Origin of the sequence: Streptococcus oralis (genome assembly GCF_015561235.1) — a bacterium.
Lineage (GTDB): Bacteria > Bacillota > Bacilli > Lactobacillales > Streptococcaceae > Streptococcus > Streptococcus oralis_BK.
Window position 1 is genome coordinate 1,216,888 of the sequence record NZ_JADMTC010000001.1, and the last position, 15,437, is coordinate 1,232,324.

13 protein-coding genes and 1 pseudogene are annotated in these 15,437 nt (G+C 40.4%); 1 reads left to right on the top strand and 13 read right to left on the bottom strand.

The window, feature by feature from the left end; all coding sequences use genetic code 11:
- Nucleotides 1-5: 5 nt before the first annotated feature.
- From I2H52_RS06130 to I2H52_RS06155, 6 genes are read right to left on the bottom strand one after another with little or no spacing between them, the layout of a single operon-like run.
- Nucleotides 6-728 carry an amino acid ABC transporter permease gene (locus I2H52_RS06130; protein WP_000350563.1) on the bottom strand — a complete coding sequence of 241 codons (723 nt, stop codon included), beginning with the start codon at nt 726-728 and terminating at the stop codon, nt 6-8.
- Between the two features lie 3 nt (nt 729-731).
- Complete coding sequence (locus I2H52_RS06135; RefSeq protein WP_195594727.1) at nt 732-1,424, bottom strand: amino acid ABC transporter permease; 693 nt, start codon at nt 1,422-1,424, stop codon at nt 732-734.
- 32 nt (nt 1,425-1,456) lie between these two features.
- The gene (locus I2H52_RS06140; protein WP_195594729.1) at nt 1,457-2,335 is read right to left on the bottom strand and encodes a transporter substrate-binding domain-containing protein; all 879 of its coding nucleotides are present in this window, start codon (nt 2,333-2,335) and stop codon (nt 1,457-1,459) included.
- 11 nt (nt 2,336-2,346) lie between these two features.
- A complete protein-coding gene (locus I2H52_RS06145) occupies nt 2,347-3,345 on the bottom strand; it encodes a uroporphyrinogen decarboxylase family protein (RefSeq protein ID WP_195594731.1) in 999 nt (332 codons plus the stop codon).
- A 2-nt stretch (nt 3,346-3,347) separates the two neighbouring features.
- The gene (locus I2H52_RS06150; RefSeq protein ID WP_195594733.1) at nt 3,348-3,551 is read right to left on the bottom strand and encodes a hypothetical protein; all 204 of its coding nucleotides are present in this window, start codon (nt 3,549-3,551) and stop codon (nt 3,348-3,350) included.
- Between the two features lie 11 nt (nt 3,552-3,562).
- Nucleotides 3,563-4,567 (bottom strand): uroporphyrinogen decarboxylase family protein, encoded by a 1,005-nt coding sequence (locus I2H52_RS06155; RefSeq protein ID WP_195594735.1) that lies wholly within the window; start codon nt 4,565-4,567, stop codon nt 3,563-3,565.
- Nucleotides 4,568-4,934: 367 nt separating this feature from the next.
- On the opposite strand from I2H52_RS06155, the gene I2H52_RS06160 reads away from it, so the two are divergent.
- Entirely contained in the window at nt 4,935-5,792 is an 858-nt protein-coding gene (locus I2H52_RS06160) for a 5'-nucleotidase, lipoprotein e(P4) family (RefSeq protein WP_084937549.1), read from the top strand.
- Between the two features lie 227 nt (nt 5,793-6,019).
- On the opposite strand, the gene I2H52_RS06165 is transcribed toward I2H52_RS06160, so the two are convergent.
- The 7 genes and pseudogenes from I2H52_RS06165 to glmS all read right to left on the bottom strand — a co-directional run bounded on the left by I2H52_RS06165 (nt 6,020) and on the right by glmS (nt 15,343).
- A complete protein-coding gene (locus tag I2H52_RS06165) occupies nt 6,020-7,072 on the bottom strand; it encodes an LLM class flavin-dependent oxidoreductase (protein WP_084937548.1) in 1,053 nt (350 codons plus the stop codon).
- Between the two features lie 110 nt (nt 7,073-7,182).
- Nucleotides 7,183-7,800: pseudogene (locus I2H52_RS06170) on the bottom strand (SIS domain-containing protein); the annotation flags it as partial.
- 101 nt (nt 7,801-7,901) lie between these two features.
- The gene (locus tag I2H52_RS06175; RefSeq protein ID WP_049519204.1) at nt 7,902-9,038 is read right to left on the bottom strand and encodes a mannitol-1-phosphate 5-dehydrogenase; all 1,137 of its coding nucleotides are present in this window, start codon (nt 9,036-9,038) and stop codon (nt 7,902-7,904) included.
- 61 nt (nt 9,039-9,099) lie between these two features.
- The gene (locus I2H52_RS06180; protein WP_049519205.1) at nt 9,100-9,537 is read right to left on the bottom strand and encodes a PTS sugar transporter subunit IIA; all 438 of its coding nucleotides are present in this window, start codon (nt 9,535-9,537) and stop codon (nt 9,100-9,102) included.
- Nucleotide 9,538: 1 nt separating this feature from the next.
- Nucleotides 9,539-11,494, bottom strand: a complete 1,956-nt coding sequence (locus I2H52_RS06185; RefSeq protein WP_070656871.1) for a BglG family transcription antiterminator — start codon at nt 11,492-11,494, stop codon at nt 9,539-9,541.
- A 16-nt stretch (nt 11,495-11,510) separates the two neighbouring features.
- Entirely contained in the window at nt 11,511-13,286 is a 1,776-nt protein-coding gene (locus I2H52_RS06190; protein WP_049519207.1) for a PTS mannitol-specific transporter subunit IIBC, read from the bottom strand.
- 245 nt (nt 13,287-13,531) lie between these two features.
- Nucleotides 13,532-15,343: a glutamine--fructose-6-phosphate transaminase (isomerizing) gene (glmS, locus tag I2H52_RS06195; protein ID WP_049519208.1), complete on the bottom strand. Its 1,812-nt coding sequence runs from the start codon at nt 15,341-15,343 to the stop codon at nt 13,532-13,534.
- Nucleotides 15,344-15,437: the final 94 nt, after the last annotated feature.

Here is a 15,437-nt window from a genome sequence, read left to right on the forward strand (position 1 = left end):
TCCTCCTATACGAAACGCGCGCTAGATGCTTTTGCACTTTTTTCTTTTTTCACATAGCCTTTTTCCAGTAGGGAGAAGCCCCACTGAATCAAACCACAGATCAAAATATACTGCAAAAAGATTACAAAATAAGACTCAAAATACTGGTAACCGTAGGACGCCTCCACACGGGCAATAGCGGTGATATCCTTGATGGTCATAACAAAGACCAGGGAGGTCCCTTTGACGATATTGATCACCAGATTGGCCAAGTTAGGCAAGGCTGAGCGCAAGGCTTGAGGAAAAACAATCCTTAGATAGGCCTGGGTCGTAGTCAAGCCAATCGCATGCGCCGCCTCTAGTTGTCCCTTGTCCACTGTCAAGATAGCTGAACGCAAAATCTCCGACAAACTCCCAACTGTCATCAAACTATAAATGATAAAAGCATAATAGAGAGGATCAAGCTTGAAAATATCAAAGTCACTTCCTATGCTTTTGAGAAATTGATTCAGCAAACTTGGAAATAAACTATAAAAGAAGAGAATCAATAAAATCGGAGGAGTCGCTCGGATAAAGGCCAGATAGACCAGAGAAAAACTCCTCACACCTCGAACCTTGTAAATCTGCCCCAAGGCTAAAAATAGAGCCGGTAAAAAGCTTAAGACCATAGCCACAATCATGATAATCAAGGTGATTGGCACACCCTTCAAGGTCTCCAGAAAGGTCTTTACAATATAGTCTATATCCATTTCTTACCTCCCTTTTGTTTCCAAAGACTTCTCAAGCAAACGACTCAAGCTAGAAATAACCAAGGCAATCCCCCAGTAAAGAAGCGCAACTGCCGTATAGGTTTCCAGAGAGTAGTTCCCTAAATTGCGACTGATCAAGAGATTCCCCGCCCCCATAACATCAACGAAACCAATCGTATAAGCCAAGGCAGCATCCCGCATGAGATTGAGAATAGTGGTCGTTATATTGGGAAGAGCAACTTGAAAAGCTTGGGGAAAAATGATTCTCCAAAAAGTCTGACTTGGAGTCAAACCAATACTAAGTCCGGCCTCTGTCTGACCCTTTGGAATAGCTTGATAGGCTGCCTTGAAAACCTCGGCAACAATAGCCGCAAACAAGAGAATCATCGTCAGGAGAACAAAAATAGTTTTAGACCAGTTATTGATATCCAAACCAAGCCACCATTTCAGAAATTCTGGCAAGCCATAAAAGACTAGAAAAAGCAAGACAATCGGCGGTGTACAACGAAGGGTAAAGATATAGCCTTTGGAAATCGCTGCAAAACTCTTGTCTTCTCCTACTTGTGCCCAGGCCAAGAGACCTCCAAAAAGGGAACCAAGAAGAGTGGTAAAAAAGAGAATGGACAAGGTCATAGGAAGTGCCTGCCATAAGGTCGGTAAAAACTGAAAGACCTTGGAAAAATCATAAGAAACCATGCAAAACCCTTTCTAGTCTTGGAATTTCTGGTCTAGTCTTTGTCTACATAACTAAAGACATCTTCTTTGAAGTATTGCTGAGATAGCTTAGCAAGCGTGCCATCTTCTTTCAACTCTTTGATTGTTTTTTCGTATTCTTTAGCGAATTTCTCACCCTTTTCATCACGGTGAATCAAGGGATAAGTTGGAATGCCCTTGTATGGGAACCAGCTGAGTTTATCCGCATATTGGTGGTAAGGTCCATCTTCTGCAGTAACTGCTTTTTCAAAGGACAGTTTGATATCAAAGAAGGCGTCATAACGTCCTTCTAAGACCCAGGCATAGGCATCTGCCACTTTAAAGGATTCAGCTGCTGTTAGCTCAATCGGTGCATCCTGATGTTTTTCATTGTAGCTGGTGATGACATTCCATTGAGCATTCTGTGGAGAGATAGGAACCAATTTCCCTTTATTCTTAGCAAAGTCATCAATGGTTTTGTATTTCTGTTCATCTTCTTTTCTGACAGTAAATCCGATGATGCTCGCTCCGACTGGTTCAGATGGAATGACAAACTTTTTAGCTCGTTCATCTGTGTACCAAGCTCCCTTGGTTCCGATGTCATACTTACCTGATTCCAGACCAATCAAGAGGTCATCATCACTGGTACCCGTATATTCAAATTGATAATTTGCCAACTTCTCATCAACAGCCTTCAAAACAGCTACTTCATAACCATCCGATTCCCCTTTTTCATTGACAAAGTCATAAGGTACATAGTTTTGTGTATGGGCAACCTTCAAGGTTATGACTTCAGCAGACGAAGCCGTTTCTCCCTCCTTGGCTGGAGCGCCAGCTAAACTTCTCCCGATAATCGTTGCCCCAATTACTACAACAACTGCTACACCACCGATAATCCATGCTTTTTTACTCATCTTTTTCTCCTTTAATTTTCAAGCGCTTCTCTCACCCACTGGATACGTTCAACTGCGATATCACTTGGAATGGTACAATCTGCCCCAAGTACCAAGCCCTGTTCCCCAGCTTCTGCAACTAGTTTCTTTGCCTCAGCCTGAATGGCATCCTTGCCACCAGTATACAGTATGCCTGTCTTGCCATTTTCGAATCCTCCAAGAACCGTACGTCCCTTGAAAATCTCACGACCTTCCTTGAGAGTGATTCCTTCTGGTCCTACAGCCCAGTTAAAGACTTGGGCTGAATAGTCTGCAAAAAGGTGAATATCATTTCGCGCCCCCTCGTAGCCACAGATATGAAGAACAGTGACGCCACCAACAGCACTAGCCGCTTCCAGAACCGTTATCTCGCTAGGTGCAATGACGGCTTGATAATCTGCTGCCGACACTCGTTGATCTTGGATACTCTGCACGCTGAGGTAGATTCCGTCAGCACCAGCCTCTTCGATGACAGCTCGACTTAGACTCGCAATATCCTCTGCAATCACATCCAACACCTTCTTAAGGGCTTCAGGGTCTTCCACCAGAAAGTCCGCGATAAGGTCATCGCCGCCAGATACTTCCCCAAGCAGCCACTTGAGATAGGTCACAGGGGCAAAAATATTGTAAATCGCAACGATATCTTCTGTAAATTCTTGCTTGATTTTCTTAACCAAGTCCACCTGCTCTTTTATCCAAGCGTGGTCTGGTCCGAGTGGTTGAATGGTCGCCAATTCTTGAAGTGATTTGCCTTTAGCAATCGCTGGATTTGGATAAGCAAAGTAGCCATCACTCATTAACTTGATAAAGTCTGGCTGAACTTCTCGGATAAAGCGCTTATGGCCCTCGATATTCTTCTCGATAATAGCTGGATTTGAGAAACCGTGTAGCCATTCGTCTTCGGATGTGAAATGGTGCCAAAAGCCTACTGGCACACGATCAACTTTCTCACCTCTAAACGCTTTTAAAACCCATTCTCTTTTTTCTGACATTCTTATTCTCCATTTCTTACTTTTTCAACTAATAAACTGCTTGCGATATCATTCGAGCGTAGAAAGGGGAGACTGGACTTGGAAAAATCCTGAATTCCACGACATCTCTCTCCATTTTTGCAGTGCCCATTTTTTACGACGCTTATGGCAACCAAGGCCAGCAAACCGACAACTGCAATGAAGATGCCCCATCTTTTACTTTTCATAGCTCCTCCTTTTAGAGAACAGCTGCCTGCCGAATCCAGTCCAACCTCTCTAAGTCAAAGTCATCTGGAACAGTACAGTCAGCTCCCAGAAGAACGCCTTTACTACCAGCTTCAGCCAGCAACCGCCTTGTTTCATCTTGCAATTCCGCCTTGGAACCTTGATAAAGCAAGCTTTTCTTGCCATTTTCGAATCCACCTAAAACGGCCTTGCCTCGAAACAACTCCTGACCCTGTGTCAAACTAACATCCTCATGGTGGGTCGCCCAGTTGACCACTTGAGCTGGATAGTCCTTAAATATCGTCACATCATTGCTCGCACCTTCAAAACCACAGATATGAAGGATATTGGTCCCACCCACCTGATTAGCTGCCTCCAAAATCGCTATATTGCTCGGTTCGATATAGGTTTGGTAGAGTGCTGGTGTGATGCGCTCATCTTGAATTTCCTGGGTGCTGAGATAAATCCCATCAACTCCACCTTGCTGGATGATTTTCTGAGTTAAGGAAGCAATGTCTCCTGCAATCACATCTAGAATTGCTCTGAATTGCTCAGGATTTTCAAGCAATAGGTCAGCCACTTCCCTATCTCCTCGAGAAGTTTCTGTACGGAACCAGCGCTTGAGGTAGGAGATCGGTGAAAAGATATTGTAGAAAGAAGCAATCTCTTCGGTAAAAGTCTCTCGAATCGCTTGGACCACTTCCACCTGTTGCTGAATCCATGGGTGTTCCTCACCAATCGACTCAATAGAAGTCAGCTCCTGAATGCTTGAAACCTTAGGACTATAGACATTACTTGGATAAAGGAAAAAACCGTCGCTCATAATTTTGACAAAATCAGGACGAATCCTTTCCACATAGTTGCGATGCCCATCAACACTTTTTTGAAAGATACGTGGATTATTTAATCCCTGCCCCTTTTCTTCGAGCGTTACAAAATGAAACCAAAATCCCACAGGAACTCTTTCCACTTCATCGCCTCGAATCGCTCTAAAGACTAGATCTCTTTTACTTGCCATACCTTTCTCCTTCCATTTGGATTGAAACCATCTTACCACTCCTTTTCCCCTTTTCCCAATATATATTGACTATCAACTCGATTGGAAATTTTTATATCTATAAAGAAAAAAATCCCTAAAAAGCTTGATGTTACTAGCCTTTCAAAGATTCACTTTATTTTCATCTATTTTTCAAAAAGGAGTTGATATAGATTTTCTATCAAGCCGATTGAATTTTTTTATATCCATCTTCATTCCAAAATTAAGTACATAATTTTATCCTAATACCAAATTACTACTGAAAAATTTCTTTTCTCTCGATATTTCCTTGCACAAATCCCTTGAAAACGCTACAATATTAATAGACTATTATTAGGAGGATGGAATTATGAAAATATCCAAAGTTACCATTACAATTGCTTCTACACTTGCTTCCGTCATTTTACTGACTGGCTGTGGCACAAATTCGGCAAATTCACAGACAGCACAAAGTAGTACATCTGATAATCAGGTTACCATGACCTACGATCAGTTGCGTTCAAGAGAAAATACTATGTCAACTCTTTGGTATCAAAAAGCAGCTGAAACCAAGGCACTTTATCTACAAGGTTACAATGTCGCTACTGATCGTTTGAAAGAACTACTAAAAACACAGACAGATAAACCCTACTCTATCGTTTTGGACTTGGACGAAACTGTATTAGACAATAGCCCTTATCAAGCGCAAAATGTCAAAGATGGAACAGCATTTACCCCAGAAAACTGGGATGTCTGGGTAAAAAAAGCCGCAGCCAAGGCTGTACCAGGTGCTAAAGACTTTCTCCAATTTGCAGACCAAAACGGTGTCCAAATTTACTATGTATCTGACCGCACGATAGATCAGGTAGATGATACGATCAAAAACCTAGAAAACGAAGGAATTCCTGTACAAAGCCGCGATCATCTCATGTTCTTAGAAAAAGGCGTCAAATCTAAAGAAGGTCGTAGACAAGCAGTCCAAGAAAAAACCAACTTAGTCATGCTACTAGGAGACAATCTTGTGGACTTTGCAGAGTTTTCAAAGACCTCTGAAACTGAGCGCAACCAAAAATTAGAGGAATTACAAAAAGAGTTTGGTGAGAAATTCATCATTTTCCCTAACCCAATGTACGGATCATGGGAAAGCACTGTCTACAATGGTAATAAATTGGATGCCAAGGGTCAAACTGAAGAGCGCCAAAAAAACTTACAAGGTTTTGATAAATAAAATAAGGGAGCTACATACCAGTTTACACCAACCACAAGATATCGTATTTGCGAGAATAGCGAAAAAAGACGACTTCCAAGCGGAAATCGTCTTTTTTACTATTTTATCTTGTACTTGGTATAAACTAGTATATATTCCACTAGATAGTATGCTCTATCGCTTGTACCACTTCCACCTGTTGCTGAATCCATGGGTGTTCCTCACCAATCGACTCAACTGAAATTTTTTTATAACTCCTCTTTCATAGCAAAGTAAGCACGTATTTTCGGCGCCACTTGTGTGCTGAAGAGTTCAATAGCTCTCAAAACTTGATCATGTGGCATAGAACCAAGCGGTAGATGGAGCATGAAACGGTCCAAGTCTAAATCCTCAATCATGCGAATCAATTTTTCTGCTACCTGATCTGGATTTCCTACAAACATGGCTCCATTTGGCCCAACTTGCTCCAAATATTGCTCATAGGTCAACTCCTGCCAGTGTGGACGGTCCTTGGAAATCGCATCCACCACTTGCTTGGTCGGATGGAAATAATCTTTCACCGCCTGCTCGCCATCTTCCGCAATCCACCCCCAAGAATGAGCGCCCACTTTCAGGTCTTTATCCGCATAACCGGCTTCCCTACCAATCTCACGATAAGCTTGAATCAACTTTTTAAAATAACACGGATTGCCACCGATAATGGCATAGACAATCGGAAACCCCGCCTGAGCAATCTTCACTGTTGATTCGACATGACCACCTGTCGCCACCCACAATGGCAATTTGTCCTGAACTGGACGGGGATAGACTTCTTTTCCAGCAATGCTTTGGGTCAATTGACCTTGCCAGTCTATCTTGGTCTTTTCATTGACTAACTGGAGCAAGTCTAATTTCTCATCAAAAAGGGCTTCGTAGTCTTTCAAGTCATAGCCAAACAGTGGGAAGGACTCGGTGAATGAACCACGCCCAGCCATGATCTCTGCACGTCCATTTGACAAGGCATCGATGGTAGCATATTGTTGGAACAAGCGAATCGGATCCATACTCGAGAGAATGCTGACCGCACTAGTCAAACGAATCTTCTTGGTATTGACTGCCCCAGCTGCAAGAACAATCTCTGGCGCCGATACCGCAAAGTCCTCCCGATGATGCTCCCCAATCCCGTACACATCCAAACCAACCTTATCAGCTAGCTCTATCTCTGCCACCAACTGACGAATACGTTCATCATGACTGTAAATCTGTCCAGTCGCTTCTAGAGCTGTTGTTTCACCAAATGTTGAAATTCCTAATTCTACCATCCTGTTTCCTCGCTATCTCTTTTAGTTTTAGGGTATTTTATCACTAATTAGTTTTATTTTCAATAAATTTGCTCATTAGAAAAAGCCTAGATGAACTAGACTTTCTTGGTTTATTCTACTGTTACTGACTTAGCAAGGTTACGTGGTTTGTCCACATCGAGTCCACGGTGGAGGGTTGCAAAGTAAGCGACCAATTGCGTTGGTACGACCATTGAGATTGGTGAGAGGTAAGGGTGGACAGTCGTAAGAACGATATCATCTGTCTCTTTGGCAACATTTTCTTCTGCGATTGTAAGTACCTTAGCACCACGGGCTGCGACCTCCTGGATATTTCCACGAGTGTGGTTAGCAAGGACTGGATCTGACAAGAGGGCCAAGACAGGTGTCCCCTCTTCAATCAAGGCAATGGTTCCGTGCTTGAGTTCTCCTGCCGCAAAGCCTTCACATTGGATGTAAGAAATCTCTTTGAGTTTGAGACTGGCTTCCATGGCTACATAGTAGTCTTGACCACGTCCAATGTAAAAAGCGTTGCGAGTTGTTTCAAGAAGCTCTCGAACCTTGGCATCAATGTTTTCTTTCTCAGAAAGAGTTGATTCGATAGACTGAGCTACGATTGACAACTCATGAACCAGGTCAAAGGCTTGCGCTTTGGCATTGCCGTTTGCTTCTCCAACTGCTTTTGCAAGGAAGGCAAGGGCTGCGATTTGTGCCGTATAGGCCTTTGTTGCTCAAAACAGTGTTTTGAGGTTGTGGATAGAACTGACGAAGTCAGTAACCATACTTACAGCAAGGTGAAGCTGACGTGGTTTGAAGAGATTTTCGAAAAAGATTAAATATACTCTACAATTTGATCAATCAATTCTTGGTCTTCTAAACCTGTAACTTGTATAACAACATCTTTGACTGATTGTTTAGCCAGCAATTCACCTAATCGAACACTTTCTTCATCATTTACATCTCGATAGTCAAAGACATAGCCAACTGTTTTAAGTAGGTTTTCATATGACAAACCGAGTTCTTTCAATTCACGTATCGGCCGGATGAATCGCTCATTATAGCCTAATTTTCGGATTGGAGTACGAGCTACTCGACTAACCTCATCCACTATGAAAGGATTTTCAAACCGTTCTATAATGACTTTGTGATAATTCTCCAATTCTTTTTTATCAAAGTTCCATTTGGCAATCAAGAGACTCCGAATTTCAGCTAAAACGGATTCAATCTGAGACTTGATAGCAGGATTCTGAAGAGCTTCCAAAATTGTCTTGGCACCATAATGTGCACCAATGTAAGCTGAAGTTGCATGTCCAGAATTGACTGAAAAAAGTTTTCGCTCAATAAAAGGTTCTAAATCTTCTTCATAATGCACATCTTCTAGACGTAAATCTGGATTTTTAAGACGCTTAGTTTCCACAACCCATTCATTAAAGGGCTCGACCACAACAAAAAGAGGATCTTCGTGACTTTGTGCTGGAACAATCCTGTCTACTGCAGCATTTGGAAAACCTATGCAGTTCTCAGCAAATGTCAAACCTTCCGGACTTAAATGTTTCTTGACTTCTTGATAAAGAAATTGAGAACCACCAATCATATTTTCACAAGCCATAACATCCAATGCTTGCGTATTTCCTGCAGCCCGTCGAGCTTCTATTCCCTTAGCTAGAAGTTCAGCGATAAAAGGGAGTATATTAGGTCCGATTGCAGTAGTAACGATATTCGCCTTTTGAATCGCTTCAATAACTTGCTCAGGATGTTCCTTACTATTAATGCCAGCCACATTAGCTATCTCTATGCGGGGCTGTCCTTCCTGTGCAATTTCAATTTCATACTTGCTCTTTTCATTTAGAGCATGAATTATCTGATTATTGACATCCACAAAGTCAATATGAAAACCATTTTTGAATAGAATTTCGCCTATAAAACCTCGACCGATATTGCCGGCACCAAAATGAACAGCATGTTTCATTGAATTTCTCCTTTTCTTGTTTGAGTGACATATATACTAGATGACAAATGAAGAAATTCAATTATTCAACAGCATCAAGTAAGCGCAATACTTGCTCTTCTGACTGAGCATCTGCTAGTTTAAGAACATTATCTACATCTGCACAGAAGATAGAAATTTTCTGAATAATTTCTAAGTGTTCATTACCAATACCAGCAATACCAAAAAGAACCGTTGCCACTTGAGTGTTAGATTCATTCCCAAAATCAACCCCTCTTGGGACTTGAACGACTGTAATACCAGACTTGAGGACATCCTTTTTCGCTGCATCTGTTCCATGCGGTATGGCGATAAAGTTACCCATATAAACAGATAGCTCTTTATCACGCTCAATCATGGCTTCAATATAGTTTTCATTAACATATCCACCCTCATAAAGAACTTGCCCACAATAACGGATAGCTTCCTCCTTGTTAGAAAATTGTTTATCAAGCTTAATCAAATGTTTTTCAAGTTTCATATTAGTTCTCCAATTTCTTAATTTTTTCGTTAAAAATAGTATTTAGCATCTGATAAATAATGGATTGATTTCCCGTCTTGTAAATCTCTGTATAAAGATGATTTTCAATAATCGACTGACTGATAGCTGTCATTAAATCTCTCACTTCCTCGCTAGCCTCTTTAGACATTAGCATTAACAGACACCTTTTGACCTCTTCTTTCTCTCGTTTCATTGACAATGCAGAGATAGGTAGTTTGAGTTCAAACATAGTAAAACTATTTGTTGTTACTTTGCTAGACTGACTATGTAAAAGCACCAGACCAGTATTAGGAATAGCCATAGGACTATTCTGGAAGTGAGATAGCAGTTTTCTTGTTAGGTAATTTCTGTCACTTACATTCTTCTGATATTGGATAATTTGTTCTACTGTATGCTCAAATGATTGATTATTCTCCAGTTGAACCAATTCAAATTGACTCAAAAGTTGACTGCTAGATATCAAATAATCTTGCAAGTCATAACTTTTCTCTGGGGCGATAGCATCACGCGCGACAATTGTACGATGTGCCTGTACATACTGAAGCCGTTCCTGCAATTCAAGCAATTCCTTGACGGTTGGAAAACTAGAAATTACATCGATTTCCTGATTAGGCAGCGGCTTGGTAGATAAAATATAATCATACTGACTGAGATCAATACTGTGGTAATCTACTAGAGACTGAATATCTATACACTCTACAAAAGGAGCAACACTCTTAATTTTACTGACTAACAAATCTCTAGTGACCCGACGTTCGTCCGTTAAAAGCAAAATACGGACTGGATAAATCTCTGGACTACGGCCTAAGCTAGAGATAAAATGCAGGGCAATCATGCCATACTCATACTCTGTATGAAGATATTTCGGAAAAATATCATTCACCAAAAGACTAATGACTGTATAAAGAAATTTATTCCTTTCAACTAAAAGCTGGACAGATTCTGGCAAATTTTCACCCTGAAAAAGGATTGGGACGCCTAAACTGAGTCGAATATGATGGAAAAGAAAATTAAATAAAACCTTGTCCTTAAAAAAGTCAATCTTGGTGTACATAGAAACCGTATCAATCAGATTTGAAATATTGTAGAAAAATTCACCATCAAATTTCTCCGTAAAGAGCGGATTTTCCTGACGTTTAATGATTAATTCATCCAAGATGCTAGCAAAATAGATAATTTCCTGAATACTATAAAATTGCTCAGTCTGCTTAGAGTAAGCTTGAAAAATTTTTTGAGAAATTTCCAAAGCTTGCTTACTAGTATTAGGCAAATTTTCAATGTTTTGTTCCTGACCTATAAGAGATAACAAGATCGCAAAAAACATCTTCATCCTAGCATCCATATCTGGAAAACCTGACAGTTGCTTATTAACAATCTGACTGGCCAGCCTAGTTCTATCTGCTTCTATAATATTAAAGCTCCCAAAATTACCGGTTGAAAAATCTGCTACTGAGATACAGTTTGTAAGTAAAATAGCCAAAAATCTTCTCTTACTAACTGAATCACCAGAAATGCGATACCCCTTTTGCCGTTCAATTTTCAGATCAAAGTCTAAAAGACGCTTATCAATATCTGAAATATCCTGAATAATAGTTACATTACTGACTTTCATGCACTCTTGCAAGGCTTCATTGGTGACAAAACCATTCTCAGTTAGAAGGCGATAAGTAATCAACTCTTGTCTTTCTTGGGGACTATACTCAACTAACACTTCAAGTTCTGTCGGTAGATCGTCCAGTTCGCCAGTCAAAATATAGTATTTCCCACGCTTCGCTATTTCAATCCCATATTGCTCTATGCTATCTGTCAAATCTGATAAAGTCCGATAAATTGTTCTAGATGAGACCTGTAAGATTTCAGTCATGTCTTGCATTGAAAGCTTCCCTACATGTAGGAAAGCCTTCAATAATTGTTCTTCTCGTTTGGTTAATAGCATTCTAATTTAGAAACCTCTAGTTAAATTTATACATTCTAGCAACCATTTTATCATATTCTGGTGTTGTTACTAAACTATCCACAATAAGAAATTGAGAATTCGGTGCTGCTTGCTGCACTTCTGCCTGTAAAGCAATAGTTGTTACAATCATTATGTTTTTAGAATTAAATTCACCTAATTCTGAAATTTTGGCAGTAGAAACTGGAATACGAATATTCTTGTTTCTAAAGATAGCCCGAATCGTTTCACAGCCCATAGTTGCAGATCCTTGTGCTTTACCATAAGCAACTACTACAGCATCAATATGGTTAAGGTCAATTTCCTGACCATCTACTGGTGCTGAAGTTGGTATATCTCCTTCAATTTCTGCTATTGGAGCAGCTCCTGTTAATGAAGCTACAATTTCATCATAACGAGGGGACGCTAAGAAATTATCGACAGAAACATGAATAGCACTTGGACTCTTGCCTTTAGCTCTTGGTGTCAGTTCTTCCTGAGTAACAATCAATGTTTTTGGTATATCAACCAAATTTGAGATAGCCTGATTAGATACTGGAATTCCAAGACCTGCTTTTTTAACCTTATCACGAAGAATACTTGCTCCCATCGCAGAACTCCCCATGCCAGCATCACAGGCAAAAATAATTTTCTCTACTGAATCTCTTGAAATGTTTGTATCTACAGCAACTGGAACTACTTGCCCCTTAGATTTAGCCTTAGCGGCTTGAGTAGCAGCTTGAGCAGCTTCTAACGAATCATCAGTCGACTTATCTGCACGTAGGATAAGAGCTGCTACAAGGAAGGAGACAATTGCTCCCACTAATACCCCAAGCAGGACATTAAGATGAGGCCACACACCTTTTGGAGCCATAGCCATAATCGCAATGATAGATCCTGGAGAAGCTGGAGATTTAAGACCAGCATCTAAAAATTGGAATGTAAAGGTACCTGACACACCTCCAGCAATCGCAGCTAGGAAAAGAGCTGGCTTCATCATAACATAAGGGAAGTATATTTCATGGATACCACCGAAGAAATGGATAACCATTGCTCCCCAAGAAGAAGATTTCGCAGAACCTTTACCAAACAAGGCGTAAGCCAAGAGGATACCTAGACCTGGTCCAGGATTAGCCTCTAAGAGGAAGAGAACAGATTTACCAGCTTGAGATACTTGCTCAGCTCCCAGAGGTGTAAAGATTCCATGATTAAGAGCATTATTAAGGAAAAGTACCTTTGCTGGTTCGATAATAATGTTTGCCAAAGGTAGGAGTTTAGCATTGACAATAGCCTCAACACCATTTCCAACAGCTCCAGTAAGAGTCGATACGACTGGACCGATTGCGTAAAAAGCCAAAAGCAATAATGCAAAACCAACTAGACCAGCTGAGAAGTTATTAACTAACATTTCAAAGCCGGGACGAATTTTTTCCTGGAACTTCTCATCAAATTTCTTGATAGTCCATCCTCCCAGTGGTCCCATTACCATAGCTCCGATAAACATTGGAACACTAGAACCTGTAATTGCACCAACAGTAGCAATAGCCCCTACGACGGCACCACGTTGTCCATAAATTACATAACCACCTGTATAACCAATTAGAGTCGGCAGTAGATAAGTCAACATAGGACCAACAATGGCAGCCAATTGTTCATTTGGTAGATAGCCATCAGGAATGAAGAGGGCAGTTAACACTCCCCAAGCAATAAAAGCTCCAATATTGGGCATAACCATGTTTGAAAGTGATGTTCCCAGTTTTTGAACTCTAACTTTCAAAGATACTTTTTCTTCCATTAGGATTTTCCTCCTTTTCTTTAAATCTAGTATATACAAAAATGAAAACGCTTAAAACTAAAGCTTTGTCACAGATTTTGTGCCAAAAAAATCAACTTTTGTTACAAAATTCTTTTTTTATACCATATTACAAAACAAAATGTACCGAAAACCGCATCAAAAATTCAAATTATGAGTTATTAAAAATAGGCTGTAAAATCTAAGAGATAACCCTCCCAGTCTTACGCCTATTGTTCATCTATTTATTATTCAACTGTAACAGCCTTAGCCAAATTACGTGGTTTATCTACATCCAGTCCACGGTGAAGTGAAGCATAGTAAGCAATCAATTGAGTAGGAATAACCATAGAAATACTAGATAGATATGGATGAACTTTATTAATAATAATGTCATCACCTTCTTTTTCTATTCCTTCTTCCACAATAGTTAGAGCATTAGCTCCACGAGCTACTACTTCAGAAATATTACCACGAGTATGAGAAGCGACGGTTGGATTGTCAGAAATTAAGGCAATAACAGGTGTACCATCCTCAATTAAAGATATAGTTCCATGTTTAAGTTCTCCTGCCGCAAAACCTTCACACTGAATATAAGAAATTTCCTTAAGTTTTAGGCTAGCCTCCATAACTACATAGTAGTCCTGACCACGTCCAATGTAGAAAGCATTACGAGTTGTTTCTAAGAGTCCTCTAACCTTTTCTTCAATCAATTCTTTCTCTGAAAGTGTAGACTCAATAGACTGAGCTACAATTGAAAGTTCACGCACTAAATCAAACTTTTTAGCTTTTTCATTCCCATTAGCTTCACCAACTGCCTTAGCAAGAAATGCTAATGTCGCCACTTGTCCTGTATAAGCCTTAGTTGAAGCTACAGCAATTTCTGGACCAGCATGCAATAACATAGTATAAGTTGCTTCACGAGATAGTGTAGAGCCTGCAACATTAGTTACAGTTAAACTTGGAATTCCCATTTCATTAGCTTTTACTAAAACTTGACGACTATCAGCAGTTTCACCTGACTGACTAAGCAAAATAAACATTGGTTTTTTGCTCAGTAGCGGCATAGCATAACCCCATTCAGATGCAATACCCAATTCCACAGGCGTATCAGTTAATTCTTCTAGCATCATTTTAGAAGCATAACCTGCATTATAAGAAGTTCCAGCTGCAATGATATAAATTCGATCTGCCTCCTGAACCGCTTTAACAATCTCAGGATCCACAACCATCTGTTGATTCTCATCAGAGTATGTGTTGATTAGCTTACGCATCACAGTTGGCTGTTCATCGATTTCTTTGAGCATATAGTATGGATAAGTCCCCTTACCGATATCGGACAGATCTAGCTCAGCAGTGTAGCTTTCACGCTCCAGAGTATGCCCGTCATAATCCTGCACTTCCACACTGTCTTTACGGACAATAACCAGCTCTTGGTCATGAATTTCCATAAACTGACTTGTCTCGCGAATCATGGCCATAGCATCCGAGCAGACCATATTGTAGCCTTCACCAAGCCCGACTAGTAGTGGAGATTTATTTTTAGCAACATAGATAACATCTGCATCTTCTGAATCCACCAAAGCAAAGGCATAAGAACCACGGATGATATGAAGGGCTTTTTTGAAGGCTTCAAGAACTGACAAACCATCTTCTTCAACAAATTTCCCAATCAAGTGAACAGCGATTTCCGTATCTGTTTGCCCCTTAAAGTGGTGACCTGCAAGGTATTCTTCCTTGATTTCAAGGTAGTTTTCAATCACTCCATTGTGCACCAAGACAAAACGTCCAGTCTCAGAGCGATGTGGGTGAGCATTGTCTTCCGTTGGTTTCCCATGAGTCGCCCAACGCGTATGACCGATACCAGTTATTCCCTCAACACCAGTAGTTTTAGCAGACAATTCTGCGATACGACCAACAGCCTTGACTAGATGATTTTCAGCACCACCTAGGACAAAAATCCCCGCAGAATCATAACCACGGTATTCGAGCTTTTCAAGCCCTTGAATCAAAATATCAGTTGCATTTGTGCTTCCAACAACACCAACAATTCCACACATAGTATATACGACACAGACTAGCTGTGCTTTCTCCTTAAATTGGTATAGTCTGATTTTCCATTTACAGAATCAGTAAAGACAGTATATACTTGTT